The organism is Alloalcanivorax xenomutans, from assembly GCF_032810065.1.
Lineage (GTDB): Bacteria > Pseudomonadota > Gammaproteobacteria > Pseudomonadales > Alcanivoracaceae > Alloalcanivorax > Alloalcanivorax xenomutans.
Map to the genome: position 1 here is coordinate 2,963,443 of NZ_CP136538.1, position 25,056 is coordinate 2,988,498.

Here is a 25,056-nt window from a genome sequence, read left to right on the forward strand (position 1 = left end):
CTGATGGAATCCTTGTCGCATCATCTGCACATATTGCTGTTCGGCATCTATCCCTATATCGCCGTCAGCGTCTTTCTGGTGGGCAGCCTGATCCGCTTCGATCATGGCCAGTACACCTGGAAAACCGGCTCCAGCCAGATGCTGTCGTCGCGGCACATGCGGCTGGCCAGCAACAGCTTTCACATCGGTATCCTGGTGATTTTCTTCGGCCATCTGGTGGGGTTACTGACGCCACACTGGGCCTACGCCTGGATTATCAGCGCTGGGGCCAAACAGATCATGGCGATCCTGGTGGGCGGCATCGCCGGCGTGCTCTGTTTTATCGGCGGCGTCATGCTGCTGTGGCGGCGCCTGTTCAACCCCCGCGTGCGGGCCAGTTCCAGTGCCATGGATACCTTCATCATTGCTCTGTTGGTGGTACAGGTTACCCTCGGGCTGGCCACCATCGGCCCGGCCCTTGGGCATCTGGACGGTGGCCTGATGCTGCAGCTGGCGCACTGGGCTCAGGCCATCGCTTTCTTCCAGGGTGGCGCCGCCGCTTATCTGGAAGGCGTGGGCTGGATCTACAAGGTGCACATTTTCATCGGGTTGACCATTTTCCTGGTGTTTCCGTTCAGCCGTTTGGTGCACGTCTGGAGCCTGCCCCTGGGCTATCTTTTCCGTCGCTATCAAATCGTCCGCAGGCGGGCCTGAGCCATGCAACGCATCGATATGGTGGAACGCCCCGGCGGCGGCGTGATTCAGGTTGGCGAGGCCCTCATCGAGGAGAGCGAGATCGCCCGGGAAACCCAGCACCATCCCGCTGGCGACCTTGATCGGGCCCGGCGACAGGCAGCCAGGGCCCTGGTGATTCGCCAATTGCTGTTGCAACGGGCAGCGCAATGCGGGTTGGATCCGACCGATGAAGAAGCCTGCATCAGCGCCCTGCTGGAGCAGGACCTGCAGGTCCCGGAGCCACACCCGGCTGATTGCCGGCGTTACTATCACAGCCACCCGGAGCGCTTCCAAACCCCTCCCGGCTGGCATCTCCGGCACATCCTTCTGGCCGCCGCGCCGGACGACGCCCGGGCCCGGGACCGGCAGTATCGTCTGGGACAGAAACTGCTGCGCCAGTTGGACGCGTCAGAGCATCGGTTCACGGAACTGGCCCAGCGCTATTCCGACTGCCCCTCCCGGGACCAGGGCGGTGAACTGGGCTGGCTGGGGCCGGGACAGACCGTCGCCGAATTGGACCGGGTGCTGGCGCGGCTGCCGACAGGGCTGCACGGGAGACCGCTGGCCAGCCGTTACGGTTGGCATCTGGTACACATCAGAGAGCTGCGGCCAGCGCGCCCCCTGCCCTATGAACACGTCAATGAACGCGTGCGTCACGAACTGCTCGAGCAAGCCAGCCGACGCGCCCTGCACCAGTATCTTCTGGCGCTGGAGAACGATATCGGCGTGCGCGGATTCCACCTCGAGGAGGATTCATGACCGGCCAGCGTTCACGCAAACCGCCCTTGTTGTATTCCTGTTCCGGCTGCTCCGACGTGGCTCAGCTCGCCAACGAAGTGGCGGTGCGTCTGGACCACGCCGGGCACGCCGAAATGTCCTGTATCGCCGGCGTCGGCGGCGGCGTGCCCGGCCTGGTGCGCAAGGCCCGTTCCGGGCGGGTGATCATCGCCATCGACGGCTGCCAGATGCACTGCGCCGAACATTGCCTCAAACGCGCGGATGTACGGCCAGACCACCACGTTCGTCTTTATCAGAACGGACTGAGAAAAAGACGCGGGCGGCGTTACGGTGAAGAGGATATCGATCAGGTGGTTGATCAGGTCGTCACCCTGATCCATACCCTGGACCACTAAGGGACCCGCCTTATGAACAGGATCGATGACTGAAATTACAACAGCGAAAGAATTGCGAGCCGGCACAGTGGCACTGGGCGTCCGGTAACGGCAGATTGGCGGCCCGGCACAACTCCGTAGGATCAACAACGGCCCACTTGCGTCCGCGCCCGCTGATCAAACCGCTCTGGCGAAAACGGGTGAGCAGGCGCGATAGCGTTTCCGGTGTGACATTCAGCTGTCGCGCCAGAACCTTGGCACTTACCGGCAGCACCACCCAGTGCTCCCTGCGCCACTCGGTCAGCTCCAACAAATACATCACCACTCTTTGGCCGGCATTGGTCACCGTGAGTTGATCCAAGCGATTTACCGCCTGATAAAGCCGGAGGGACATTTCCCCCAACAATCGCAGGGCAAAATCCGGTTGCGCCCGGACCAGACTCAGCAATCCATGGCGTGGCAAGCGGATCAACGTACAAGCGCTTTCCGCCTCGGCCGACAGAGGATAGATGCAGGGCTCGGCGAACATGGCGGTTTCCGCCACCAGGTCCCCCTCACCCACCACCTGAAACACCTTGTCTTCGCCGTCCAGACCGGGCCGGTACAAGCGCATGACACCGCTCGTCATCAGATAGTACGCATTGGCCCTCTCGCCCACTTGAAACAGATGTCCGCGACAGTCCAGGTTTATCGTTCGGCCTTCCTCGCACAACGTCCCCAGAGCGTCCTCGTCCAGGGTCGAGAACAGCGCCGCCTTCGCCAACACGTCAATGATCGCTGACATCGTCCTCTCTTCTTTGATTATGGTTGACGATCCGCCGGCATAATGGTCCGGCCCAGTCTCCATTGAACCAAGAAGTGTCTGTACGGATTATGATGCAACTCAATTTCCCGGCACCTCGGGCTCAGTGGCTTTCAGCCCCGGTTTCACACCAACTGGAAGAACGGGGCCGCCATGGCCCCGTCACCCTTCCCTCAACGTTTTTCCCGCTTGTCGCGGCGTTTTTCCTTGAGGGATTTTTGTGCCTTCTTTCTGGGTTTCTCTTTACTCATGATCATCACTCATGGTGAACGAGACGCCCCCCGCCGCGCCGCCAATGACGGGAGGTGGGTCACGGGGCCCCGGCAGGGGTTCGGCGATTCGCGGTATCCCGCCCGGCGCACTCATAACGGCACGGCGCTACCCTCCCGAGGCTCCGCCTCCCACAGGGCCAGAACTCGAAAATCACAGCGGCAGCCGAACAAGGTCACCATCACCTCATCACCACGGCGAGCGCCCAGTAAAGCCGCGCCCAGCGGCGAGAGAATCGAAAGCCGATCCTGCTCCGGCGCCGCCTCGTCCGGCCATACCAATTGAAAACACCCCTGCTCACCGCTGAGCAGATCCTCCATCCGCACGATTGTGCCAACGGAAGCCCGAGGCTCTCCACCGGCATGATTCAGTGCTTCCAGCTTGCCGAGCACGGCACTGATCTCGCCGGGCCCGGGAGGGAAGCAGCAAGGATTTCTCACCGCATATTTGCGAACCATGGGTACGAATCGCCTTTCCAGCCATGAACCACGAACAGGCTTCATTAGCGTGCCTCCACGTCATCATGGAAATGTCGCTTAACGACAGACAGTTATCGAATAAAACGAGGGATGCCGGAACAGCCAGAGGCCGTCCGGCTTAGACCGGAAAGGTCAGAGAGGTAAAACGAAAGAAGAGAGTCATCGCGTTGAGCTAATCAGGATTCAGTACCAATGGAAGCCATGACCATAGCCCATTGGTGTAATAAGGCAAGCCCTGAACACCCCCGGGCGTCACCGCTACGCCATTATTCGCCGGCCCGCTGACACGCACTACACAGGTTCTGCAGAGTTGCTGTGGGAGCGGCCTTGGCCGCGAATGGAGCGTGCCAGCCAATTACGTGCCCGTCCAACACTGCCGCTCCCGTGCTTTTCACAGCAATATCGCTGTTGTTTTCGCTCTCACGTCAGCCAGGATCCGGGGTGGTGCCGAACCGCCACCCCCACCATATAGAGAAATACCATTATCGCCGCCAACGCATACCCAGCCCTTCGCGCGGGCGTGGTTCCCCGCTTTATCGCCATGGTGCCCAGGCCTATATAAACCAGAAGAGCCAGCAGCTTGGCCGCCAGCCAGGGCGTTTGGTGAGGCCAGGCGCGCAGCAGAATCATCAGCGTGACCCCGAAGGTCAGCAACAGCGTGTCCACTATATGGGGAGTGACGCGCACCCAGCGCCGCCGCAGCATCGGCGAGCCGGCCACCGACCAGCCGGCACGCAGCACGAACAACCCCAGACTCAACGCCGCCAAGGTCATGTGCAGGTGCTTGATCAACAGGTAATCCAACATCATTGCGAGACTCCGTTATACTGCCGGCTAATCCATTGTTCATCGTTTGGAAGCGGGACCATGAAGCTGACCCAATACAGTGACTACTCCTTACGCGTACTGATCTATCTTGGCCTGCGGGGAGAGACACTGAGCACCATCAGTGCCATTTCGGAAAGCTACGGCATTTCCCGCAACCATATCGTCAAGGTAGTGCATCAGCTCGGACAACTGGGCTACGTGGAAACCCTGCGTGGCAAGAACGGCGGCCTGCGCCTGGCTCATAGCCCCGAAGACATCAATGTGGGCGAGGTGGTTCGCTACACCGAGGCCAATATGAGCCTGGTGGAGTGCTTCGGCGACCAGAATGCCTGTGTCCTTACTCCCAATTGCGTGCTACGCGGCGCCCTCAACGAAGCCTTGAACGCGTTCCTGCACGTCCTTGATGGCTACACCCTGGCCGATCTCATCGAACCGCGGCGGGCGCTGCACAAGCGGCTTTTGCCGACCGTCACCGAGCGGAGCGCCTGAGCCGGCCCGTCAACCAAAGGATGGCGGTTCCAGAATCCGAATCAGTTGCCGACGCTCACCACGGACCAGGTCTTCCAGGGTATAGTCGTCCAGCGTTTCCAGAAACAGCCTCAGCCCCTGCTCGAACACCACCCGCAGCTGACAGTATGGCGTGATCGCGCAGCGGTCCTCGCCATGGAAGCATTCCACCAGAGCCAGGTCCGGCTCCATATCCCGCACCACCTTACCCACCCGGATATCCGCCGCCGAGCGGGCCAGACGGACGCCACCGGTTTGTCCACGCTGGGTCTCCACATAACCCAGACGTTGCAGCTGATGCACCACCTTGGTCAGGTGGTGGCGGGAGATGCCGTAAGCCCTGGCCATGTCGGCGATGGTCAGACGCCGCGGTTGCAGCGCCAGTTGAATCAACACGCGCAGAGCATAGTCGGTGTAGCGGGTAATCCGCATCAGCCCGGCCGTCCATCCGCCCTCGGCGCCGCCAGCACCGGGGTATAAAGCCACAGGAACAACAACCAGGCCAGCAGCCACAAGGCCGCCGCCAGCCATAGCCCCGGCAGCCAGGGCACCACACCGAGCCCGGCGAGCACCCGGACCAGACCGGCGGCCAGGATCGCCAGGAACCCCCAACGCATGCCCGGCAACAGGCGCATGGGACGTCCGGTATGCCCCATGGCGACACGGGTGATCACGCCCAGAATCATGGTGCCGATGGCGCCGGCACCCAAGGCGTGCACCCAGGCCGTGGGGGCCACCGGCAAGCCGGCCTTGGCCGCCGCCCAGAGCCCGAATCCCAGCACCACCCATAGATGCCCCAGATGCAGAATCCATAACAACGGCTCGCGCCGAACCCGCCAACCGGCCCAACCGGCCAGCCGGACGGCGGCGATCAGTGCCGCCAGCAACCCCGCCAGAGCCACCGCAAGCCCCCGCCACGCGGTCAATTCCAACACCACCACGGCCAATCCGCATACCAGGCCCGCGATATCCAGCGCCGGCCAACGCCGGACCCGTTCCGGATCATCGCCGTGCAAACGCAGCCAGTTGGCGGTGAAAGCCGGGGTAATGCGGCCGCCCACCATCAGGATCAGCAACGCGCCCAGCAGCACCAACCCATGCAGGAAACGGGGATCCCCGCTCCAATGAAACGCCACGTCCAATCCCCACAGGGCAAGCAATACTCCGATCAGGGGCGCTTGGCGCGCCTGGCGCGCGGTCCAGACGCGCCTTGCGACCAGCATCGCCACCACGGGCAGGAAAGCCAGATCCAGCGACACCGCCAGCAGCTGCCAAGCGTCACCCAACAACAATCCGAGACGGGCCGACAACCACAACCCCCATAGCGCCAGCAACGCGCGCCCCGACACCGGCGCGGTGCCGGTCCAGTTGCATACCGCGGTGAGCAGAAAGCCAGCGATGGCCGCGTTAAGCAGCCCCACCGTCATCTCATGTTGATGCCATAGCAACGCCGACATCGCCGGTCCGCCGCCGCCGAGCAACCACCACAGCCACAGCGGCAATAGCAGTACGGCGGCAACGCCCGTGGAAACGAAGAAAATACGAAACGGGAAAGCGAACAACACCGCCCATGGTCGTCTTGGTGATCGCGATATTTGATCCATGACAAGATTCCTCGATACCACCGGCATGACAGTGGGTGATCATGAGACTTTAGATGTATTTTATATGCATCTTTAAAGGAAATACCAGTCCATGTCCACTGCAACCTCTTCCCCGTCGCGCCGGTGGCCTTGCTCCCGGCTGTTCTTTTCTCTCGCCTGCGCCGAGGCCGTGGTGATGGTGCCGCTTTCCACCTGGGCCCAACTCGATGGCGGCCCCCCGGGCCTGCTGGGTGCCGGTCATGGCATGGAAATGTTGTTCGGGCTGGCGCCGATGTTGATCGCCGGCTATCTGCTCGGCCCGCAGACGCCGGCACGGCTATGGGGGCTTACGCTGCCATGGGCCCTGGGCCGCTGGCAAAGGCTGTTTGCCAGCGCGCCATTTGCGCTATCCGGCTGGGACTTGCTTGCTGGTATGCTGCTGGCCGCGCTGCTGCTGCCCCGCCTGCGTCATGCCAGGAAATGGCGTAACCGGGTTGGCCTGGGTCTGGTTCCCTGGTTGTGCCTGACCCCCTTGCTGGTGTGGTGGTTGCCGCCCCCTTGGCCGCGTTTGGCTACCGTAATCATCCTCGCCGCTCTGCTCACCTTCATGGGCGGGCGCATCATCGCGCCTTTGGCCGCGGCAGCCTGGCAGCAACGGGGAGAAGTGTTGCGGGCGCGGGTGCAGCCACGCCTGGAAGGCCTGTTGCTGATCATCTTCGGACTGGCCTGGGGTAGCGCCTGGCGCTACCCCGTACTCACTGGATTATTGCTGAACGCCCTCGGCGCTCTGGTGCTGGCGCGCCTGTGGCGCTGGCGCTTGTGGTCGGTGCCCCGGCCGGATCTATGGCTACTCGGCCAGGGATACGGCTGGCTGGCGCTCGGGCTCAGTGGCATAGGGCTCGCCTTGATCAGCGGCCATGCCATCACCACGCCGCTGCACGGCATCACCGTGGGCGCCCTTGGCTCGCTCTCCTGCGGCGTCATGGCCCGTCAGGCCGGGCCGCGCCATCGCGGCTGGGTTCCGCCGCACCGCCCGATGGTGGCGGTGATGGTATTGCTGAACGCCGCCGCGGCGGCCCGCTGGGGCGCGGAGATAGCGCCGTCGTGGCTGCTGCCGGCGGCCTCTCTCTGTTGGAGCCTCGCCTATCTGACCCTGCTGCTTCTGCTCCATGGAAGACCAAGACCACTGAAGACAGAAAATTCTCCTTAACATGTATTGTTAATACATCTTTAAAGATATATTTTATATGCACCTTTAAGGCTTGTTCGCCAACCCCATGCCCATGGATCAACAGGAGGACCCGACCATGGCCCACTACCGCAAACTCTGGTGGACGCTGATCGCCGTTCTGGCGGTCACGTTCGCGCTGCTCGGCTACTTCGGTACCGAGGTCTACCGCAAGGCGCCGCCGATCCCGGATCGGGTGGTGACCGAGGACGGCACCGTACTGATGACCCGGGACGACATTCTCGACGGCCAAACCGCCTGGCAATCCGTGGGCGGCATGCAACTGGGATCAATCTGGGGACACGGCGCCTATCAAGCACCGGACTGGACCGCCGACTGGCTGCACCGGGAGCTGATCCACTGGCTGGAGCTGGCCGCCCGGGAACGTTACGGCCAGTCCTATGACGCCCTGGACAGCGAACATCAGGCGATGCTGCAACGAGCGTTGCGCGATGCCTACCGCACCAACACCTTCCAGCAAAGTGACGGTACCCTGACGGTCAGCAATCGGCGCGCCGAAGCCATGGCACTGACCGCGGACTATTATTCACGGCTGTTCGGCGACGCGCCGGAACTGCGTGGCACACGGCAAAGCTACGCCATGAAGGAAGGCACTCTGCCCAGTGAAAGCCGCCGGCGGGCGCTCACTCAATTTTTCTTCTGGACCGCCTGGGCGGCGGCCACCGAGCGCCCCGACGGGGAAGCCACCTACACCAACAACTGGCCCCACGAGCCGTTGATCGACAACGTGCCCACCGCCGAGAACATCATCTGGTCCATCGTCAGCGTCATCCTGCTGATCGCCGGTGTTGGTTTCCTGATCCTGGGCTGGGCCTTCCTGCGTCGCCATGATGATGAGCCGCCGGCCCCCGCCCGCGACCCGCTCAGTCTGGTCTCTCTGACGCCATCGCAAAAGGCACTGGGGAAATACCTGTTCCTGGTGGTGGCTCTCTTCACCTTCCAGGTGTTCCTCGGGGGAGCGGTGGCGCACTACACCGTGGAAGGGCAGCATTTCTACGGCTTCGAGCTGTCTCAATACTTCCCCTACTCGCTGCTTCGCACCTGGCATATCCAGAGTGCGCTGTTCTGGATCGCCACCGGCTTCCTCGCCGCCGGTCTGTTCCTGGCGCCGATCATCAACGGCGGCAAGGATCCGAAGTTCCAGAAGCTCGGCGTCGATGTTCTGTTCTGGGCGCTGGTGGTTGTGGTGGTCGGTTCCTTCGTCGGCAACTACCTCGCCATCGCCCAGATCATGCCGGAGAACCTGAACTTCTGGCTCGGTCATCAGGGCTATGAGTACGTGGATCTGGGCCGTCTGTGGCAGATCGGCAAGTTCACCGGCGTCGCCTTCTGGCTGGTATTGATGCTGCGCGGTATCGGCCCGGCCTTGCGCCAACCCGGCGACAAACATCTGCTGGTGCTGCTCACCGCCTCGGTGACCGCCATCGGTCTGTTCTACGGCGCCGGCTTCTTCTACGGCGAGCGCACTCACCTTTCCATCATGGAGTACTGGCGCTGGTGGATCGTGCATCTGTGGGTGGAAGGCTTCTTCGAAGTATTCGCCACCACCGCCCTGGCCTTCATTTTCTATAACCTGGGGCTGGTATCCCGCACCGTCGCCACCGGCGCCAGCCTGGCCTCCGCGTCCCTGTTCCTGCTCGGCGGCGTGCCCGGCACCTTCCATCACCTGTACTTCGCCGGCACCACCACACCGGTGATGGCGGTGGGGGCGACCTTCAGTGCTCTGGAAGTGGTACCGCTGGTGGTACTCGGCTACGAAGCCTGGGAACACAGCAAGCTGCGCGAGCGGGCCCCCTGGATGGAGCAGATGAAGTGGCCGGTAGCCTGCTTCGTGGCGGTGGCGTTCTGGAACATGCTCGGCGCCGGGGTGTTCGGCTTCATGATCAACCCGCCGATTTCCCTGTACTACATCCAGGGTCTGAACACCACGCCGGTGCATGCTCATGCCGCCCTGTTCGGTGTTTACGGCTTCCTGGCACTGGGCTTCACGCTGCTGGTGTTGCGTTATATCCGCCCGCAACTGCGGTTCAGTGACCGTCTGATGCGCAACGGCTTCTGGCTGCTCAATATCGGTCTGGTGCTGATGATCTCCACCAGTCTGCTGCCGGTGGGCCTGATCCAGTTCCACGCCAGTGTCAGCGAAGGCATGTGGTACGCCCGCGGCGAGGCGTTCATGCAACAAGACCTGCTGCAAACGCTGCGTTGGGTGCGCACCTTCGGCGATGTGGTGTTCATCATCGGCGCCCTGGCGGTGGCCTGGCAGGTGGTCTCCGGGGTGCTGTTCGGCTCCCGAGCCCCTGCCCTGGAGCCGGCGGAGTCCAACGCCTGAATCAATGCCTGAGTCGCCGCCGGTCCCCGGGAGCCACCTCCGGGGATTGCGGTGGCGCCAGGGCTGGGTTAGTCTTCGTCCATTGTTCTGGAGATTCCGATGACCATCGCACGCCCTGACAACGCTTTATTCACCGCCGGTACTCCGGTGGCGATGGCGTGTGGCGGTTATTTTTACGGGTATTGGTTTAGCCGCTCGAGCGCCTGAGCCCACCCGCCCAGGCGCCCGGATCCGGGACGCCTGCCAAACCCCTGAACCCCCGGTTGGCTTCCCAACCGGGGGTTTTTCATTTTCGGGCATAACATTTTTCACGGATTTTTTTACTGAAAACAGGATGGAGAGACGCCATGAACCGCTACTACCGTAACTTCGCGCTGTTTTGCTACTGGCGATTTAGCGGCGCCGGCCTTACCGCCGGCCGCCGCCACGACTCGACACCACCATCGACACCCTTGCGCCGGTGATCGGCGCCTGATTGCTCAAGGAAAGGATTATGAACGCCTCCGTCGCCACCCTGGCCGAAACCGGCGAAGCCCAGGACCAGGAAACCCGCCACCAACGTCTGCCCAGCCCTGTCGCCCTGCGTGAGGCGCTGCCCCTGGAAACCGGGTTGCAGACTCGCATCCGCCAGCAACGCCAGGCAGTCCGCGCCATCCTCAACGGCGAGGATGATCGCCTGCTGGTGATCACCGGCCCCTGCTCCCTGCACGATCCCGAATCCGCTCTCGAATACGGCCAGCGGCTGGCCGGCCTCGCCGAGCAGGTGAGCGATTCATTGCTGCTGGTCATGCGCGCTTACGTGGAGAAGCCACGCACCACGGTGGGATGGAAAGGGTTGCTCTATGATCCGCATCTGGATGGCCGCCACGACCTGGCCACGGGGCTGCGTCTGTCCCGGGAGCTGCTGCGCGACCTGGCGCGGCTCGGTCTGCCACTGGCCACGGAGTTGTTGAACCCGCTGGCCGCCTCCTACCTGAGCGATCTGCTGGCCTGGGCGGCGATCGGCGCGCGCACCACCGAATCACAGATCCATCGGGAAATGGTCAGCGGCCTGCCGCTGCCGGTGGGCTTCAAGAACGGTACCGACGGCAGCGTCACCGTGGCCCGCGACGCCATGGGCGCCGCCGCCCACGGCCACACCCACCTGGGGCTGGACGATCACGGCCATCCGGCCCTGGTGCAAACACCGGGCAATGCCGATACGCACCTGGTGCTGCGCGGCGGCCATCAGGGCCCCAACTACCAGGAAGAACAGGTACTGGCCGCCCGTAACGCCCTTGAAAGCGCCGGCCTCAATCCACGCCTGGTGGTCGATTGCAGCCATGCCAACAGCGGCAAGGACCCGGCCCGCCAGCCGCTGGTGCTGGAAGAGGTGCTGCGCCAGCGGCGCCAGGGTGACAGCACGGTGGTCGGGGTGATGCTGGAAAGCCACCTCAACGGCGGCAACCAACCCCTTTCCGAATCGCTACGCTACGGCGTTTCCGTTACCGATGCGTGCCTGAGCTGGGCGGACACCGAGGCGCGGCTGCTCCAGCTCGCCCGGGGGTGACGCCGGGCCGTCGGACGTCAGGGTGAAGGACGCCACCGCCGCCATCAGCTCATCCGCCTGGCGGCGCAGATGGTCCGCGTGGTCAGCGGCGCGGGCCACCACCGAAACGTTCTGCTGGGTGACCTGATCCATCTGCGCCACCGCTTCGCCGATCTGCTCGATCCCCCGAGCCTGTTCAGTGGAAGCCACGGCCACGTCATCCATGATGGTGGTGACCCGCGTCACCGCCTCGACAATGTGCTCCATGGTGCCTCCCGCTTTGCCCACCAGAGCCACACCATCGTCCACTTCCACCAGGGCTTGCTCCATACGGGTTTCGATGTCCTTCGCCAGAGTGGCGCTGCGCCGCGCCAGATCCCGCACCTCCTTGGCCACCACCGCGAAACCGCTGCCCTCTTCCCCGGCCCGGGCCGCCTCCACCGAAGCGTTGAGCGCCAGAATACTGGTCTGCAAGGCAATCCCCTGGATCGCGCTGGTGGTTTCGGCGATCTGCCCGGCGGCGGCGCGCAAACGCTCCATGCGATTCACCGCCGCGCCCATCACCTCACTACCCTCCGAAGCCACCCGGTGCGCATCGCGGACCAGGCCATGCCCCTGGCGGGCGTGGTCCTCATTGCGCCGCACCGTGGCGGTAAGCTGTTCCATGCTGGAGGCGGTCTCTTCCAATGACGTGGCCAGTTGCTCGAAGCGGGAGGACAGATTGCCGGTGCCGTTGGCAATACCGGCGCTGCCCCGGTGCAGCGTCTCGCAACTTTTGCGCACCCGCTCCACGATATTGGCCAATCCCGATTGCAACGCGCTCAGGCCGGAGTACAACTGGCCGATTTCGTTACCGCCACGACGTTCCAGACGGGCGGACAAATCCCCTTCGGCAATGCGCTCGAAATGCGTCAATAAACGCTGCAGCGGCCGGATCACGTTCACTGTCACGCCCCAGCGCACCAGCAAAACCAGCAGCAGCGCCGCCGCCACGGTCACCGCCAACACCGCCACGCCCTGTCGCACCAGTCCTTCGAAACCTTCGGTGAGACGCCGGGCGCTCTCCTCCGAAGCTTCCAGAAAAGCGTCCGCGCCAGTGGCGAAAGCGTAATTCATGTCGCTGACCCGACCGCGACCGGAGCGATAACTGGCGAAATCCCCTTCCTTGAGCACCGTCAATTGCAGACTCAGGCCAACATTGAGCAACGCGTACAACTGCTCGGACAACGCATCGATGGCCTCCTGCTGTTGCGGTTGCGGGGGGATTTCCAAAAAGCGCTGGAACGCCTGACGAGCGTCCTTCATCAAGGACTCGGCCTCGTCGATCACCGGCTCCGGTTCATCGAAGGACGGCACGCGGATCAACTCCGCCGCCCGATCCATGGCCACCTGGGCCTGTAGCAGATCAATGTAGGTGCGGTTCAGGGCGCTGGTCTGGCGGACGTGAATCTGCTCCAGGGTACCGAATGCCTGGCGGCTGAAATGGGAGGCGTACAGGCTCACCCCACCAAGCACCAGAATCATCACGCTGAAGCCAAGCAGCACCCAGTCCCAGCTGCGCTTCACCGTCATGTCATCGAGCCATTTCATTCTTTCCCCTTACTCAAAATCCAGGAAGAAGGAAGGATAGAGACTCAATGTGACGGAACGGTAACCGTTGAACCCGATCTCAGCCCTTTTCTGTATGGAGAGGACCATGGAGAGGATCATGGAGAGGATCATGGAGAGAACCGCTGGTACAGAAGGGGCTGCGAAGCCCTGGCTTGATTGGAAACCGGCGCTTCCAGAACTCGTGGAGAGCCGGCGGGCAGCGTTCCAGGACCGTGCTTCTCCCGTGTCCTGGAACGCTGCCCGCCGGCTCTCCTCCCCTGGCAAACAGTGCTGCTCTACTGGCAAGCCCCCGCGTTAGTGTAGCTTTCGTCCACCACCGTATTGATCCACTGCCGCAGCAGGGCCACCGCCTCGTCATCCGCCACACTGCGCGCTATCGGCGGCATCATCCGTTGCGGATCGTGTTCCGCTTCCATTCGGCAGGTGACAATGGAGGCCTCGCTGTTACCAGGCACCACGACATGCTGCCGGCCGCAGGAGCCGCCGCCGGTGGCGGTGGGTTTCTTGCAAATACCGTAGCCGGCATCCACGTCGCGGAAGTGATCCAGGTAATAGCCGGTGTTGGAAGCGGCACCCTTGTCGTTGTGGCAATGCTGGCAATTGACTTCCATATAGGCCCGCAGCCGCTGCTCGATATCCGCCGGGGAATGGGCTGCTTCGCCGCCGTCGCCGGCCACGTTCCAATGCGGCAAACGAGGCACGTTGGTGGCCACGCCACGGCTATCGATCTGCAATTGCGGCGCGCCGGCCAGCAGGCCCTGCTCCACCCAGTACTGCAATTGATTCACGCGCGGGAAGCCGCCTTGTCCCTGCTCCCCCATGAAGGTGCTTTCCGGCCGGTAGGCCAGATTCAGGTTACGCGGCTTGGGACCGATGGGCGGACTGCCGGTGGCCTGATCGTCATTGCCATGGCAGGTGATGCACTGGTTGGCATTGGGAATATTGTAGCGCTCGGTGTCGCCACTGATCACCGCGCCACTGTCCACGTCACGGTAATGCCAGCTCACCGCCCGGGCGCCGCCACCCATGGCCAGCCGGGCCACGCCATCCTCATCCCAGATGTACGGCAAGCCGGCCCAGTAAGCATTGCCACTGCTGTTTTCCCGTTTGATCAGCAGGCGGGTCTCCACCAGTTGCTCGGTGCCCTGCTCCTCGTCGGTGAAGGCGAAGGTTTTCGCCAATACCGTCCCCAACGGGAACTCAATGGCGCCGTTCGGGTTGGCGCCGTCCCGACCGTCCTGATACACCGCCTGTTCTCCGGGCGGAATAAAGGCCACCCGGTACTTGGTGGCGTAGTCGGAAAACAGCTTGGTGTTAAGGACAAAGGGCACGCCCCCTTCATGGGGCAGGCTGCGCGGATCCGCCGGATCGGCGAACAGGTTGTATTGATCCAGACGCGGACAGTCCACCGCCAGGGCCGGACGATTGATGGCGTTCTGGGCGGTTTCCGCTTCGCACAGGAATTTCACGTATTCCTCGGACACCGCCGGATCGTGCTCGCCGCTGGGTTCGAACGGCGGAATCGTCACCCTCGGCAGCGGCGCCAGCAGCTTGCCGAAACGGGCCTGGCAGTCGTGATCTTCCAGCTTGCGATCGCTGGGCAGATTCAACAGGCCCTGGATGACCTCCAGCAGCTCAGCGGGATCAAGGAGAGACAGATCCTGCTCGGCCAGAGCCATCACCACTTCGAGCCCATCGGTGCCGTGGAAATTCAGATACGGCACGCTGTCTTCATCGAATTGGTTGTCATGAATGCACGAGCCCCACTGCGGCAGTTTTCGCTGCCCCTGATCGTCGAACTTATAGGCGTTGTAGTGGCAGGACGGATTGGGATGCTGGTTGGTGTGGATCGGTTTACCGTTTGCATCGGCGGGCACCGGATCACCGTTGGCGTCCACCGGATAGGGGCAGTCCGCGTCCAGGTCATCGAGTAAACCATCCCAGATGATGTGCGCGCCGCGGCCGAGATTAAACAGATTGTCCAGACTGCCGAGCAACTCGGAAGGATCATTGATGGTGGGCAGATTTTTCAGGCCGATCATCATCGGCAGCAAAGTCTGGATGTCACCGTTCGCGGCCGCCTCCAGATCCGGCGGTGGCAGGCTGTAACCGGAGTTACGGATAACATTGTCGTGGATGTGCAGCCCTTCGGTATAAGGATCCAGCTTCTTGTCGGCGGTTTGCCCTGGACCGTCGATCAGTTCATAGCTGATGTAGAGGATGGCGGCGGTGCTGTGATCCTCGAAGAGGTTGTCGTAAACCTCGATATTGTCGTAGCCCAGGGTGATGAACCCCACCCCACGCGGCACCATGGATACCAGGCCGCTGTGGGCGAAGTTGTAGGTGTTGTTGTTGCGGGCCACGTTGTTGACCATCACCGAGGTGTCGCCGTAGCGGGTGATGTTCTCCAGATCGTAGATGAGGAAGCCACCGGTGTTGCATTCGGCGATATTGTTGTCGTATTCACCGCCGCGCACGTTCTCGATCTCGAACCCCATGACGTTATAGGCGGCGCGACTGTTACGAATAATGGTGGTATCGGTCTGTCCCACGTAGATGCCGGCATCGGAGGCGCCAATGGATTCCGAGTCCTCCACCAGGATGTATTCCGACTCCACCGGGTAAATGCCATAACGGCCGCTGCTGGAACTGGGCACATAATCCGGCGCCGGGTCGCCCTCGTTGAGTGGCGGCGCGGTGCAGGCCACCTGCAGGCGCCCACTGTAATTGGCCGCGGTGATGGGTTCGCCGCCGCCGGACCAGATCGCGCGCACTTTGCTCAGGGTGCCCCATTTCACGCCCTTGAGTTTAAAAGCGTCACCGGGGGAGTCGAGAATAGTCAGATCCTTCACCGTGATGCCGCGCACATTGAGTGCTTCCAGGCCGGTGACGTTGACGCTGTCGCGGAATGACAGCACGGTTTTATCCTTGCCGCAGCCCTGGATGGTGACGTCTTCCGTGGCCTGAATCAGCAGCCCCTGATCCAGCTCGAAGAAACCACATTCGAATTGCAGCACGTCCTTCGGTTTCAGCTGAATCATGGCGTCCACCATACTCTGGGTGGCGTCCTCGCCCGGCGCTACCGTGAACACCCGGCCCTGGCCTTCCGGATCCGGCACTTCACCTCCCGGGTTCTCGCCACCAGGATTATCGCCACCAGAGTCCGAGCCGCCCGAACCACCGCAGCCCGCCAGCACGCCCAACAGCAAACACAATGACAGCCAACCGATTCCTCGCTCGCACATAAGCCGATCCCCTGAATATTGTTGTTCTGGGTCCTTACCCCTCATTTTCATGTGGGTATCTGGTACGGTTGTACTACGTCAGCCGGCGCAGGAATGTAGCGATATTGTCAACGGGGGTTAAAGTGCTTCGGGGGGCTGGGTGGAAAAGGGCTGTACCGGCCGCCAGTTGCCCTGGCCATCCAGGGTTTGCCGATACTCGAAGCCGGACAAAATGCGCTCCGGCGGGTGACTGGAAAACTCTTCGAACACCAGCCCGTGCCAGCCGCCACGCTCCACTCGAACGCTGTAGAGATAGTGGCCGCGCACCGGATCACCGGCACGGCCCCGGCCATGGGCGGAGAGCACCAGCCAATGCACCTGCGGAATCGCCGCCAGCGCTTCACCGATCAAGCGCACCCCGGTGGCATGAGCGTGCTCGCGGTGCAGGCGCCGCCGGGCACCGTCGGACAGCCAGGTCACCAATACCCCGGCGCCACGCGGGTGCGGACGCAGTTTGGTATAGGGGAACAGCGCCGGATCCGGCACATCCACTTCCAGGGTCAGGCCGCGCAGATCATCGCTGAGTTGGAACGCCACCTGAGTCACCCGCGGCCAGGGCACCATGGACAACCGATGGGCCAGCACGCCTTCCAGGGCCTGGCGCTGCCCCTGCCGGGCCGCCTGATACAGCCGCCTGAGCCGCTCGAACTGGCCAGCGTGTCGATGCAGGCGCTGCAACCAGGCCAGCCGCACCTGCTGTTGCTGTTCCTGCCACCGCCGCCGCCGACTTGCCAGACAAGCCCGCCGGCGCGCCGACCAAAGCGCCAGGAACCGCTCCCAGAGCCCGGCCCGGAACGGTAACATGGCCGGCTCCGGTTCCTCCGCCGCCATTGGAGAAAGCAGCGGCTGCTCCCCGGGGGCGGGAGTGCAATGGTGCAAGGTCACCAACCCTTCCAGTCGTTGCTGGTGCTGCTGGATCTGCTCATCCACCGACTGACGAACCCCGTCCGGATCCACCCGTAACAACAGCATTAACGCCTGGGGGTCCAGCGGACGTTGCTCCCGGTCCAGCACCTGGATGTTGCCGGTATGCTCGTTGACCAGCAGCGCCGCCACCCGCGACAAGACCTCCAGTTCGCCATGGCGGAGACCCCGCCGCACCAGGGAACGCCGGCTCAGCACGGACTTGAGACGATGGCCATAGCCCCGGTCGGGCACCAGCAAGCCGCCTTCGCCATGCAGGCCAAGACGGTGGGCAACCCGTTCCGTGGTCTCCGGTGATTCCGGCAGTCCGCTCCAGGCATAGGGGGACGGCGGCCCGAAACCGGGTTCCAGGACTAGGGTGTGGCGCAAACGCTGGGCCATGGCATTACCTCTGGGCGACGATGGACATGGCCGGCGCCATGTCACAACCACGAAAGGTCATGCCCACCCGAATGCACCTTTGCACTGAAGGACCCTCCACCGCAGGTGGATGGCACGAAGATTCCCCCCGATGACCGGTCATCGATGGTATCGATGCCCCCAAAGCGAAGATCCCCATCTCGCTCACCCTCTATCCTTCCCCAACGGATAGTTACCCCGGCGACGCGTCCCAAAGGCGGCGCGGACATTCCTTTCTTTATTCGATCTCAGAGCCTACTCAGGGTCTCGATTCTTCTTCCTGGCCCGGAAGCGCGGTGAACCGATTCACGATGGTCTGGATTCGTGACCTGTTCCAGCGCCCTGCCGGGCAAGGAGACCATAATATGTATTCAGTGTGGTCATACCAACACTGACTACATGAACACGTCGTTTTTTGGAGCCCATGGGAAATGTCCCGTTCCCCCCGCAAGAGTGCCGGCGACTGGCCGTTACGCTGGGATTTGCTGCTGCGTTACCGTTTGATCGAGATCATCGCCCTCTGGGAGGGCCGCCTCACCACCAATCACCTGATGCGCGCCTTCGGCATTGGCCGCCAGCAGGCCAGCAAGGACATCAACGTGTACCTGAAGCAGTATGCACCGGGCAATCTGGTCTACGACCGCTCCCTCAAGGGCTACCGGCCCGGCCCCGGATTCACCCCGCGCTTTACCCTGGGAGCCGCCGACGAGTACCTGCAAATGGTCCGGACCCGCGAGGATCTGGCCGGCTCCTTCGAGCAATTGGCGGTCAGGGAACTGAATATCGAGATGCTGCCGGTGCCGAACCGGGGGCTCCGCCCGGAAGTGCTGCGGCCGCTGATCCAGGCCTGCCGGGAGCGGCGGCGGCTGGAAATCGAATACGTCTCGCTGGCTCACCCCGAGCCGGAGCCCCGGGTAATCCACCCTCATACCGTGGTGTTCTCGGGCTATCGCTGGCACGTTCGTGGCTGGTGTGAGAAAAACCGGGAGTATCGCGATTTCGTATTGAGCCGCATCGGCGACGGCGCCCGTCTGCTCACCCCGGCCAGCCGGGACGCACGGCAGGACCGCGCCTGGCAGACGGTCATCACCCTGCGGCTGGCACCGGACCCTCGCCTGGACGCCAGGCAGCAAGCGCTGATCGCCGCCGATTACGGCATGGAGGATGGTGAACTGGCCCTGCCCACCCGGGCGGCGCTGGTCGGCTACCTGCTACAGTGGCTGCGGTTGGAGCAAACGCCCAACCGCCCGCCGGAGGCACAACAAATCGTACTTATGAATCGGGACGAATGCCGGCCCTGGCTGATCGGCGACAACTGAACGGTAGCGACCATGCTGAACAGAGCAAACCTGGAGCAACATTACCGGCTGGAGCCGCCGGCCTCCCCGGAAGCCCTTGCCGGGGCCGAAGCCGGACTGGGCCGGCCGCTGCATCCGGACTATGCAGCCTTTCTCCGGCTCAGCGATGGCCTGTACACCGGAGGCAACCTGGTGCTGCTGGACGCGGACAGCATCGCGGAACGCAATCGCGATTATGAGGTGGCGGAGTATCTGCCGGGCTACCTGATGATCGGAGACGACAGCGGCGGCATGGCGCTGCTGCTGCGCGACCAGGAGTCTGCCGTGTTTGAAGTGGACATGGGCGTGATGATGGCCTCGGAGCTGAGAGTCAGCGCGGACTCACTGGCGCAGTTGCTGATCCGGTTCCAGGGCCGGACGTTGGGTGAACGCCAGGCTTAAACCATTAGCGTGATTTGGGAGAAGCCTCTTGTCTGATTATGACTTGTCCTTGGTACTGGAGCCGGTCCGGCTCCCCTTTTCGGAGCGGCTGTTCTCCGCCGCCCACCGGGAAGCCCTGCCCGGCGGCACGGAGGTCCTCACCGATCTGGACCGGGCCATGCTGCTGGAGAACTCGCAGGAGTTACCGCCGGAGTACCGTATCTGGCAGGACGTGCAGGCCAATGCGGTTTCCCCTTTCTATTGCACCGACGCCTACGCCGCCATCAGCCCGGATATTGAGGAAGCCGTCGCCCCATTCTGGGAACACTGGGAGCCGATCCGGATGACGCTGGTCAAACGCCGTCTCAGGAAAACCCAGACCGAGTTCGAAAACTTCGTCACCACCCTGCTCTACGACGCCGTGGAACAACTCAAGCAGGTGTCGGCGGCACGGCATTGCCTGGGCCCGGACGGCGAACCGGTGCTTGAAGCGCTGTTCCAGGTCTACCATGCCGGGTTTTACCCCTGCGGCTGGCGCCGGGACAACAATATCGTCTGCTTCGACCCTTCTGTTCTGGAGGGCCACCGGGTCGGATGCCTGCTCGACTATCCGCTAGCACGCTAGCACGCCATTCGCTGCTAAATAGAATTTCCCGTAGACCTGTCTACGAAGCCGCTGTGGGAGCTTGAGAAATCAGGGGGGCGCGAGAGTCAGCTTCGAGAGGGCGGGATGGATTCGCCGGCGTGCCGGCTCACCCCCTCGGGGCGTCGCTTTGCGACGTCCTGCGCCGCGCAAGCGCGGCTTGTCGAACCGGCGGGTTCTCAGCCCTGCCCGTCACCGATACAAACAAAAACGCCCCGCGGAGCGGGGCGCTTAGGAGAATGGTGGCACGAGAGTCAGGTGCCGAGGGCGGGATGGATTCGCCGGCGTGCCGGCTCACCCCTTCGGGGCGTCGCTTTGCGACGTCCTGCGCCGCGCAAGCGCGGCTTGTCGAACCGGCGGGTTCTCAGCCCTACCCGTCACCGATACAGACAAAAACGCCCCGCGGAGCGGGGCGCTTAGGAGAATGGTGGCACGAGAGTCAGGTGCCGAGGGCGGGATGGATTCGCCGGCGTGCCGGCTCACCCCTTCGGGGCGTCGCTTTGCGACGTCCTGCGCCGCGCAAGCGCGGCTTGTCGAACCGGCGGGTTCTCAGCCCTACCCGTCACCGATACAAACAAAAACGCCCCGCGGAGCGGGGCGCTTTTGTTTGTATGGCGGAGAGGGCGGGATTCGAACCCGCGATACGGTAACCCGTATGGTTCCTTAGCAGGGAACTGGTTTCAGCCACTCACCCACCTCTCCGGAACACGGTCGATCGCTTTGTTCTCACGGCGACTCGTGACATCGCCGCGCATCATACCAGTTTGGACAGAAAATACAGCTCAAAAATCAGGCAGACTCGCCATCAGAGCCTTTTTCGTGCTGGATACGCTGATAAATTTCCTCACGGTGCACCGCCACCTCTTTGGGCGCGTTAACACCAATACGTACCTGGTTACCTTTTACACCCAGAACGGTGACGGTGACATCGTCGCCGACCATGAGCGTCTCGCCGACGCGGCGGGTCAGAATAAGCATGGGAGTTCCCTCCTCGAATCCATATGTTGTTCAGTGAGCGCGGTTTTGCACACTGGATACGAGCCACCCGTCATCCTTGAGCGTTCCACTATCGGGAAGCCGGTACCCGCCCCGTGTGCGAGGCGGGTAGTATGCCGCATGCCAATAAGAATGTCTCGTCAGGCGGCGGGCTGATCCAGCTCGAAGGCCTGGTGCAGTGCGCGAACCGCCAGCTCCAGGTACTTTTCGGCCACCACCACGGAAATCTTGATTTCCGAGGTGGAGATCATAGTGATATTAACCCCTTCCTGGGCCAGGGTTTCAAACATCTTGCTGGCCACGCCAGCGTGGGAGCGCATGCCCACACCCACCAGAGAGATCTTGGCGATTTTGTCATCACCGATGATCTCCGGGCTGCCCAGCTCCGAGGCCGATTTCTGCAGCGCGTCCTTGGCCTTGTTGAAGTCGTTGCGGTGCACCGTGAACGTGAAGTCGGTGGCGCCGTCGGCCCCCACGTTCTGCACGATCATGTCCACTTCGATATTGGCATCGCTTACCGGGCCGAGAATCTTGGCGGCGATACCCGGGGTATCGGGGGCACCACGCACGGTGATCTTGGCTTCATCACGGGTAAAAGCAATGCCAGAAATTACCGGCTTTTCCATATCCACCTCGTCGTCGACGGTAATGAGGGTGCCCGGACCCTCCTGAAAACTGGACAGTACACGCAGCGGCACATTGTATTTGCCGGCGAACTCCACCGAACGGATCTGCAGCACCTTGGAGCCGAGGCTGGCCATTTCCAGCATTTCCTCGAAGGTGATCTTGTCCAGGCGGCGGGCGCTGTCCACCACCCGGGGGTCCGTGGTGTAAACCCCGTCCACGTCGGTATAGATCTGACACTCGTCGGCCTTCAGGGCAGCCGCCAGGGCCACCGCCGTGGTGTCGGAACCACCCCGGCCAAGGGTGGTGATGTGGCCGTCGTCGTTGATCCCCTGGAACCCGGCCACCACGACCACGCGCCCGGCCTTCAGGTCGGCGCTCATTTTCTGGTCGTCGATGTCCTCGATACGCGCCTTGGAGTGGCTGCGGTCGGTGCGGATCGGCACCTGCCAACCGGTGTAGGAACGGGCGTCGATGCCACGGCCATGCAGGGCCATGGACAGCAGCGCGATGGTGACCTGCTCACCAGTGGACACCAGCACGTCCATTTCCCGCGGAGACGGGGTGCCGCTGATGCCGTTGGCCAGCTCGATCAAACGGTTGGTTTCGCCGCTCATGGCGGAGACCACCACCACCACCTGATCACCCTGCTGGTGAAAGCGCGCCACCCGTTCGGCGACGGCCTGGATGCGTTCGACGGACCCCACGGAGGTGCCGCCGTATTTCTGAACAATTAGGGCCATAAATGACGTTGTTCCGCAAAAAAGGGCGCGTAAGGGTAACATTTCCGCGCCCGGTTATCATGTGAGGCCGGTTTTCCCCGCCGAAACGCCGCGGGCTCAGGCCTGTTCCGCCACCCAGTCGTAAACGCCGGCCAGCGCTTTCGGCAGCGCCGCCACGTCGTTGCCACCGCCCTGGGCCATGTCCGGCCGGCCGCCACCGCGGCCGTCCAGTTGACCGGCCACCTGGCGCATCAGATCACCGGCCTTGAAGCGGTCGGTGAGGTCCTTGGTGACGCCGGCCACCAGCGCCACTTTGTCACCTTCCACCGCCGCCAGCAGGATCACCGCCGAGCCGAGCTTGTCCTTCACCTTATCCATGGTCACCCGCAGGGTCTTGGCGTCGGCGCCGTCCACCTGGGTGGCCAGCACTTTCACCCCGGCCACCTCGCGGGCGTCGGCGGTCAGATCACCGCCGGCACCGGAAGCCAGTTTCTGCTTCAGGCGTTCCACTTCCTTCTCCAGCTCGCGCACACGGCGAGCCTGGGCACCCACCCGCTCGGCGGCCAGTTCCGGGCTGCTCTTGAGAGTGCCGGCAATCTCCGCCAGCGCCGCTTCGTGTTGACGCACCAGCGCCAAGGCCCCTTCCCCGGTGACCGCCTCGATACGGCGCACGCCGGCGGCGGCGGAGGTTTCCAGGGTGATTTTGAACAGGCCAATGTCGCCGGTACGGCTCACGTGGGTGCCGCCGCAAAGCTCCTTGGAGAAGCCATCGCGCCCCATGGTCAGCACCCGCACCTGGTCGTCGTATTTCTCGCCGAACAGGGCCATGGCACCGGCCTCACGGGCGGCGTCGATGTCCATCAACTCCGTGGATACCGCCGTGTTCGCCAGGATCTGACGGTTGACGATGGTCTCGATCTGCTCGCGCTGTTCAGCGCTCAGCGCCTCGCCGTGGGAGAAATCGAAGCGCAGGTAATCCGGCGCCACCAGCGAGCCTTTCTGCTGCACATGCCCGCCCAGCACCTGACGCAGCGCGGCATGCATCAGGTGAGTGGCGGAGTGGTTGCGCATGATGTCGTTGCGGCGCTCGACGTCCACGTAGGCATCGACCTTGTCCCCTACCTTCAGAGTGCCGGCTTCCAGCGTGCCCAGATGCACATGGGCGGACTGGCGCTTTTTGGTATCCGCCACGGCGAAGCGGCTGTCGCCCTTGACCAGCAGGCCGGTGTCGCCCACCTGACCACCGGATTCGGCGTAAAACGGCGTGCGCGCCAGCACCACCATGCCTTCATCACCGGCATTGAGGCTGTTCACGGCGTTGCCGTCCTTGTAGAGACCGACGATCTCGTCCTGATCCGCCAGCTTCTCGTAACCGGAGAAATCGGTCACCGACTCGATGGTGAGACGGTCGCTGTAATCATTGGCAAAGGCGCCGGTGCCCCGGGCCAGGGCCCGCTGCGCCTCCATTTCCTTTTCGAAGCCGGCCATATCCACGGTCAGGCCGCGCTCGCGGGCCACGTCGGCGGTCAGATCCGGCGGGAAACCATGGGTGTCGTACAGCGCGAACACCACATCGCCGGGCAGTTCGCTGCCTTGCAGGCCGGCAATGGCATTTTCCAGCACCTTCATGCCCGCGTTGAGCGTGCGGGCGAACTGTTCTTCCTCGGTGAGCAGTGCTTTTTCGATGCGTGCCTGCTCGCGCACCAGCTCCGGGTAGGCCTGGCCCATCTGTGCCACCAGCGCTTTCACCAGGGTGGAGAAGAATGGCTTGTCCTGCCCCAGTTTATGGCCGTGGCGCAGTGCCCGGCGGATGATGCGGCGCAGCACATAACCGCGCCCCTCGTTGGAGGGAATCACACCATCGCAGATCAGGAAGCTGGCGGAACGGATGTGGTCGGCGATCACCCGCAGAGACTTCTCTTCCAGATTCTGGCAACCGGTGGCTTCGGCGGCGGCTTTCAGCAGGGCCTGGAACAGATCGATTTCATAGTTGGAGTGGACGCCCTGCATCACCGCGGCGATACGCTCCAGCCCCATGCCGGTATCCACGCTGGGCTTGGGCAGCGGCTGGAGCTCACCGTCCGGCTGGCGATCGTATTGCATGAACACCAGATTCCAGATCTCGATGTAGCGATCCAGGTCATCGTTCTCGGAGCCCGGCGGGCCACCGGGAACGTCCTCGCCGTGATCGTAGAAGATTTCCGAGCAGGGACCGCAAGGACCGGTATCGCCCATTTGCCAGAAATTGTCCTCGTCCAGGCGGGAGAAGCGCTCGGCGCTGACACCCATTTCCTTGAGCCAGATGTCGGCGGCTTCGTCATCGGAGACATGCACCGTCACCCACAGGCGCTCTTCCGGCAGCCCCAGGGTGCCGGTGAGGAATTCCCAGGCAAAGCGGATCGCCTCGCGCTTGAAGTAGTCGCCGAAGCTGAAATTCCCCAGCATCTCGAAGAAGGTGTGGTGACGGGCGGTGTAGCCCACGTTTTCCAGGTCGTTGTGCTTGCCGCCGGCACGCACGCAGCGTTGCGAGCTGGTGGCACGGGTGTAATCCCGCTTTTCACGGCCCAGGAACACGTCCTTGAACTGGTTCATCCCGGCGTTGGTGAACAGCAGGGTGGGATCGTTCTCCGGCACCAGGGAGGAGGACGGCACGACCGTATGGCCCTGGCTGGCGAAGTAATCAAGAAAGGCCTGGCGAATCTCAGCGCTCTTCATATAAGGAACACGTCATTGC

At 62.9% G+C, this 25,056-nt stretch carries 21 protein-coding genes and 1 tRNA gene; 10 read left to right on the plus strand and 12 right to left on the minus strand.

Features of this window, described 5'->3' with window-relative positions:
- Positions 1–3 precede the first annotated feature (3 nt).
- The 3 genes from narI to RYH70_RS13615 are packed head-to-tail and all read left to right on the plus strand — an operon-like array spanning position 4 to position 1,847.
- On the plus strand, positions 4–693 hold the full coding sequence (gene narI, locus RYH70_RS13605) for a respiratory nitrate reductase subunit gamma (RefSeq protein ID WP_022995212.1): 690 nt from the start codon (positions 4–6) through the stop codon (positions 691–693).
- 3 nt (positions 694–696) lie between these two features.
- Positions 697–1,473: a peptidylprolyl isomerase gene (locus tag RYH70_RS13610; RefSeq protein WP_063139907.1), complete on the plus strand. Its 777-nt coding sequence runs from the start codon at positions 697–699 to the stop codon at positions 1,471–1,473.
- Positions 1,470–1,847, plus strand: a complete 378-nt coding sequence (locus tag RYH70_RS13615) for a putative zinc-binding protein (protein WP_055099226.1) — start codon at positions 1,470–1,472, stop codon at positions 1,845–1,847. The genes RYH70_RS13610 and RYH70_RS13615 overlap by 4 nt, the downstream gene beginning before the upstream one ends.
- A gap of 10 nt (positions 1,848–1,857) precedes the next feature.
- Here RYH70_RS13615 and RYH70_RS13620 read toward each other — a convergent pair whose 3' ends face one another.
- The 3 genes from RYH70_RS13620 to RYH70_RS13630 all read right to left on the minus strand — a co-directional run bounded on the left by RYH70_RS13620 (position 1,858) and on the right by RYH70_RS13630 (position 4,184).
- A complete protein-coding gene (locus tag RYH70_RS13620; protein ID WP_317009259.1) occupies positions 1,858–2,610 on the minus strand; it encodes a Crp/Fnr family transcriptional regulator in 753 nt (250 codons plus the stop codon).
- Between the two features lie 380 nt (positions 2,611–2,990).
- Positions 2,991–3,356 carry a GreA/GreB family elongation factor gene (locus RYH70_RS13625; RefSeq protein WP_167374857.1) on the minus strand — a complete coding sequence of 122 codons (366 nt, stop codon included), beginning with the start codon at positions 3,354–3,356 and terminating at the stop codon, positions 2,991–2,993.
- Between the two features lie 441 nt (positions 3,357–3,797).
- Positions 3,798–4,184 carry a SirB2 family protein gene (locus RYH70_RS13630; protein ID WP_317010172.1) on the minus strand — a complete coding sequence of 129 codons (387 nt, stop codon included), beginning with the start codon at positions 4,182–4,184 and terminating at the stop codon, positions 3,798–3,800.
- A 60-nt stretch (positions 4,185–4,244) separates the two neighbouring features.
- On the opposite strand from RYH70_RS13630, the gene RYH70_RS13635 reads away from it, so the two are divergent.
- The gene (locus tag RYH70_RS13635) at positions 4,245–4,694 is read left to right on the plus strand and encodes an RrF2 family transcriptional regulator (protein ID WP_317009260.1); all 450 of its coding nucleotides are present in this window, start codon (positions 4,245–4,247) and stop codon (positions 4,692–4,694) included.
- 9 nt (positions 4,695–4,703) lie between these two features.
- On the opposite strand, the gene RYH70_RS13640 is transcribed toward RYH70_RS13635, so the two are convergent.
- A complete protein-coding gene (locus tag RYH70_RS13640) occupies positions 4,704–5,144 on the minus strand; it encodes an Rrf2 family transcriptional regulator (protein ID WP_063139905.1) in 441 nt (146 codons plus the stop codon).
- Positions 5,144–6,316 carry an NnrS family protein gene (locus RYH70_RS13645; RefSeq protein ID WP_284455850.1) on the minus strand — a complete coding sequence of 391 codons (1,173 nt, stop codon included), beginning with the start codon at positions 6,314–6,316 and terminating at the stop codon, positions 5,144–5,146. Before RYH70_RS13645 ends, RYH70_RS13640 begins: the two co-directional genes overlap by 1 nt.
- Positions 6,317–6,407: 91 nt before the next feature.
- Between RYH70_RS13645 and RYH70_RS13650 the strand changes: the two genes are divergently transcribed.
- From RYH70_RS13650 to RYH70_RS13660, 3 genes are all read left to right on the plus strand, one after another.
- Positions 6,408–7,505, plus strand: a complete 1,098-nt coding sequence (locus RYH70_RS13650; protein ID WP_317009261.1) for an NnrS family protein — start codon at positions 6,408–6,410, stop codon at positions 7,503–7,505.
- A gap of 97 nt (positions 7,506–7,602) precedes the next feature.
- Entirely contained in the window at positions 7,603–9,873 is a 2,271-nt protein-coding gene (locus RYH70_RS13655) for a nitric-oxide reductase large subunit (protein ID WP_317009262.1), read from the plus strand.
- Positions 9,874–10,366: 493 nt separating this feature from the next.
- Positions 10,367–11,422 (plus strand): 3-deoxy-7-phosphoheptulonate synthase, encoded by a 1,056-nt coding sequence (locus tag RYH70_RS13660; RefSeq protein ID WP_316308321.1) that lies wholly within the window; start codon positions 10,367–10,369, stop codon positions 11,420–11,422.
- Here the strand turns inward: RYH70_RS13660 and RYH70_RS13665 are convergent.
- The 3 genes from RYH70_RS13665 to RYH70_RS13675 form a co-directional block, all read right to left on the minus strand.
- Entirely contained in the window at positions 11,339–12,991 is a 1,653-nt protein-coding gene (locus tag RYH70_RS13665) for a methyl-accepting chemotaxis protein (protein WP_022995198.1), read from the minus strand. The genes RYH70_RS13660 and RYH70_RS13665 overlap by 84 nt on opposite strands.
- Positions 12,992–13,287: 296 nt before the next feature.
- Entirely contained in the window at positions 13,288–16,257 is a 2,970-nt protein-coding gene (locus RYH70_RS13670) for a parallel beta-helix domain-containing protein (protein ID WP_317009263.1), read from the minus strand.
- 117 nt (positions 16,258–16,374) lie between these two features.
- Positions 16,375–17,601: a hypothetical protein gene (locus RYH70_RS13675; protein WP_317009264.1), complete on the minus strand. Its 1,227-nt coding sequence runs from the start codon at positions 17,599–17,601 to the stop codon at positions 16,375–16,377.
- Between the two features lie 449 nt (positions 17,602–18,050).
- Here RYH70_RS13675 and RYH70_RS13680 point away from each other — a divergent pair, with 449 nt between their 5' ends.
- From RYH70_RS13680 to RYH70_RS13690, 3 genes are read left to right on the plus strand one after another with little or no spacing between them, the layout of a single operon-like run.
- Entirely contained in the window at positions 18,051–18,938 is an 888-nt protein-coding gene (locus tag RYH70_RS13680) for a helix-turn-helix transcriptional regulator (RefSeq protein ID WP_317009265.1), read from the plus strand.
- A gap of 12 nt (positions 18,939–18,950) precedes the next feature.
- Positions 18,951–19,358 (plus strand): SMI1/KNR4 family protein, encoded by a 408-nt coding sequence (locus RYH70_RS13685; protein ID WP_051414455.1) that lies wholly within the window; start codon positions 18,951–18,953, stop codon positions 19,356–19,358.
- A gap of 28 nt (positions 19,359–19,386) precedes the next feature.
- Positions 19,387–19,962 (plus strand): hypothetical protein, encoded by a 576-nt coding sequence (locus RYH70_RS13690; protein ID WP_317009266.1) that lies wholly within the window; start codon positions 19,387–19,389, stop codon positions 19,960–19,962.
- A 630-nt stretch (positions 19,963–20,592) separates the two neighbouring features.
- Here the strand turns inward: RYH70_RS13690 and RYH70_RS13695 are convergent.
- From RYH70_RS13695 to alaS, 4 genes are all read right to left on the minus strand, one after another.
- Positions 20,593–20,682, minus strand: a tRNA-Ser gene (locus RYH70_RS13695).
- 87 nt (positions 20,683–20,769) lie between these two features.
- Entirely contained in the window at positions 20,770–20,958 is a 189-nt protein-coding gene (gene csrA / locus RYH70_RS13700) for a carbon storage regulator CsrA (RefSeq protein ID WP_022995680.1), read from the minus strand.
- 158 nt (positions 20,959–21,116) lie between these two features.
- Positions 21,117–22,343 (minus strand): aspartate kinase, encoded by a 1,227-nt coding sequence (locus RYH70_RS13705; protein WP_022995679.1) that lies wholly within the window; start codon positions 22,341–22,343, stop codon positions 21,117–21,119.
- Between the two features lie 96 nt (positions 22,344–22,439).
- Positions 22,440–25,037, minus strand: a complete 2,598-nt coding sequence (gene alaS / locus RYH70_RS13710; protein WP_080531248.1) for an alanine--tRNA ligase — start codon at positions 25,035–25,037, stop codon at positions 22,440–22,442.
- Positions 25,038–25,056: the final 19 nt, after the last annotated feature.

Bases quoted from the DNA above. Each gene is read 5' to 3' on its own strand.
- RYH70_RS13620 (WP_317009259.1), bottom strand. From the start codon at position 2,610: ATGTCAGCGATCATTGACGTGTTGGCGAAGGCGGCGCTGTTCTCGACC.
- RYH70_RS13685 (WP_051414455.1), top strand. From the start codon at position 18,951: ATGCTGAACAGAGCAAACCTGGAGCAACATTACCGGCTGGAGCCGCCG.
- RYH70_RS13615 (WP_055099226.1), top strand. From the start codon at position 1,470: ATGACCGGCCAGCGTTCACGCAAACCGCCCTTGTTGTATTCCTGTTCC.
- RYH70_RS13670 (WP_317009263.1), bottom strand. From the start codon at position 16,257: ATGTGCGAGCGAGGAATCGGTTGGCTGTCATTGTGTTTGCTGTTGGGC.
- RYH70_RS13625 (WP_167374857.1), bottom strand. From the start codon at position 3,356: ATGGTTCGCAAATATGCGGTGAGAAATCCTTGCTGCTTCCCTCCCGGG.
- alaS (WP_080531248.1), bottom strand. From the start codon at position 25,037: ATGAAGAGCGCTGAGATTCGCCAGGCCTTTCTTGATTACTTCGCCAGC.
- RYH70_RS13660 (WP_316308321.1), top strand. From the start codon at position 10,367: ATGAACGCCTCCGTCGCCACCCTGGCCGAAACCGGCGAAGCCCAGGAC.
- RYH70_RS13645 (WP_284455850.1), bottom strand. From the start codon at position 6,316: ATGGATCAAATATCGCGATCACCAAGACGACCATGGGCGGTGTTGTTC.
- RYH70_RS13665 (WP_022995198.1), bottom strand. From the start codon at position 12,991: ATGAAATGGCTCGATGACATGACGGTGAAGCGCAGCTGGGACTGGGTG.
- RYH70_RS13630 (WP_317010172.1), bottom strand. From the start codon at position 4,184: ATGTTGGATTACCTGTTGATCAAGCACCTGCACATGACCTTGGCGGCG.
- csrA (WP_022995680.1), bottom strand. From the start codon at position 20,958: ATGCTTATTCTGACCCGCCGCGTCGGCGAGACGCTCATGGTCGGCGAC.
- RYH70_RS13640 (WP_063139905.1), bottom strand. From the start codon at position 5,144: ATGCGGATTACCCGCTACACCGACTATGCTCTGCGCGTGTTGATTCAA.
- narI (WP_022995212.1), top strand. From the start codon at position 4: ATGGAATCCTTGTCGCATCATCTGCACATATTGCTGTTCGGCATCTAT.
- RYH70_RS13650 (WP_317009261.1), top strand. From the start codon at position 6,408: ATGTCCACTGCAACCTCTTCCCCGTCGCGCCGGTGGCCTTGCTCCCGG.
- RYH70_RS13705 (WP_022995679.1), bottom strand. From the start codon at position 22,343: ATGGCCCTAATTGTTCAGAAATACGGCGGCACCTCCGTGGGGTCCGTC.
- RYH70_RS13655 (WP_317009262.1), top strand. From the start codon at position 7,603: ATGGCCCACTACCGCAAACTCTGGTGGACGCTGATCGCCGTTCTGGCG.
- RYH70_RS13610 (WP_063139907.1), top strand. From the start codon at position 697: ATGCAACGCATCGATATGGTGGAACGCCCCGGCGGCGGCGTGATTCAG.
- RYH70_RS13635 (WP_317009260.1), top strand. From the start codon at position 4,245: ATGAAGCTGACCCAATACAGTGACTACTCCTTACGCGTACTGATCTAT.
- RYH70_RS13675 (WP_317009264.1), bottom strand. From the start codon at position 17,601: ATGGCCCAGCGTTTGCGCCACACCCTAGTCCTGGAACCCGGTTTCGGG.
- RYH70_RS13680 (WP_317009265.1), top strand. From the start codon at position 18,051: ATGTCCCGTTCCCCCCGCAAGAGTGCCGGCGACTGGCCGTTACGCTGG.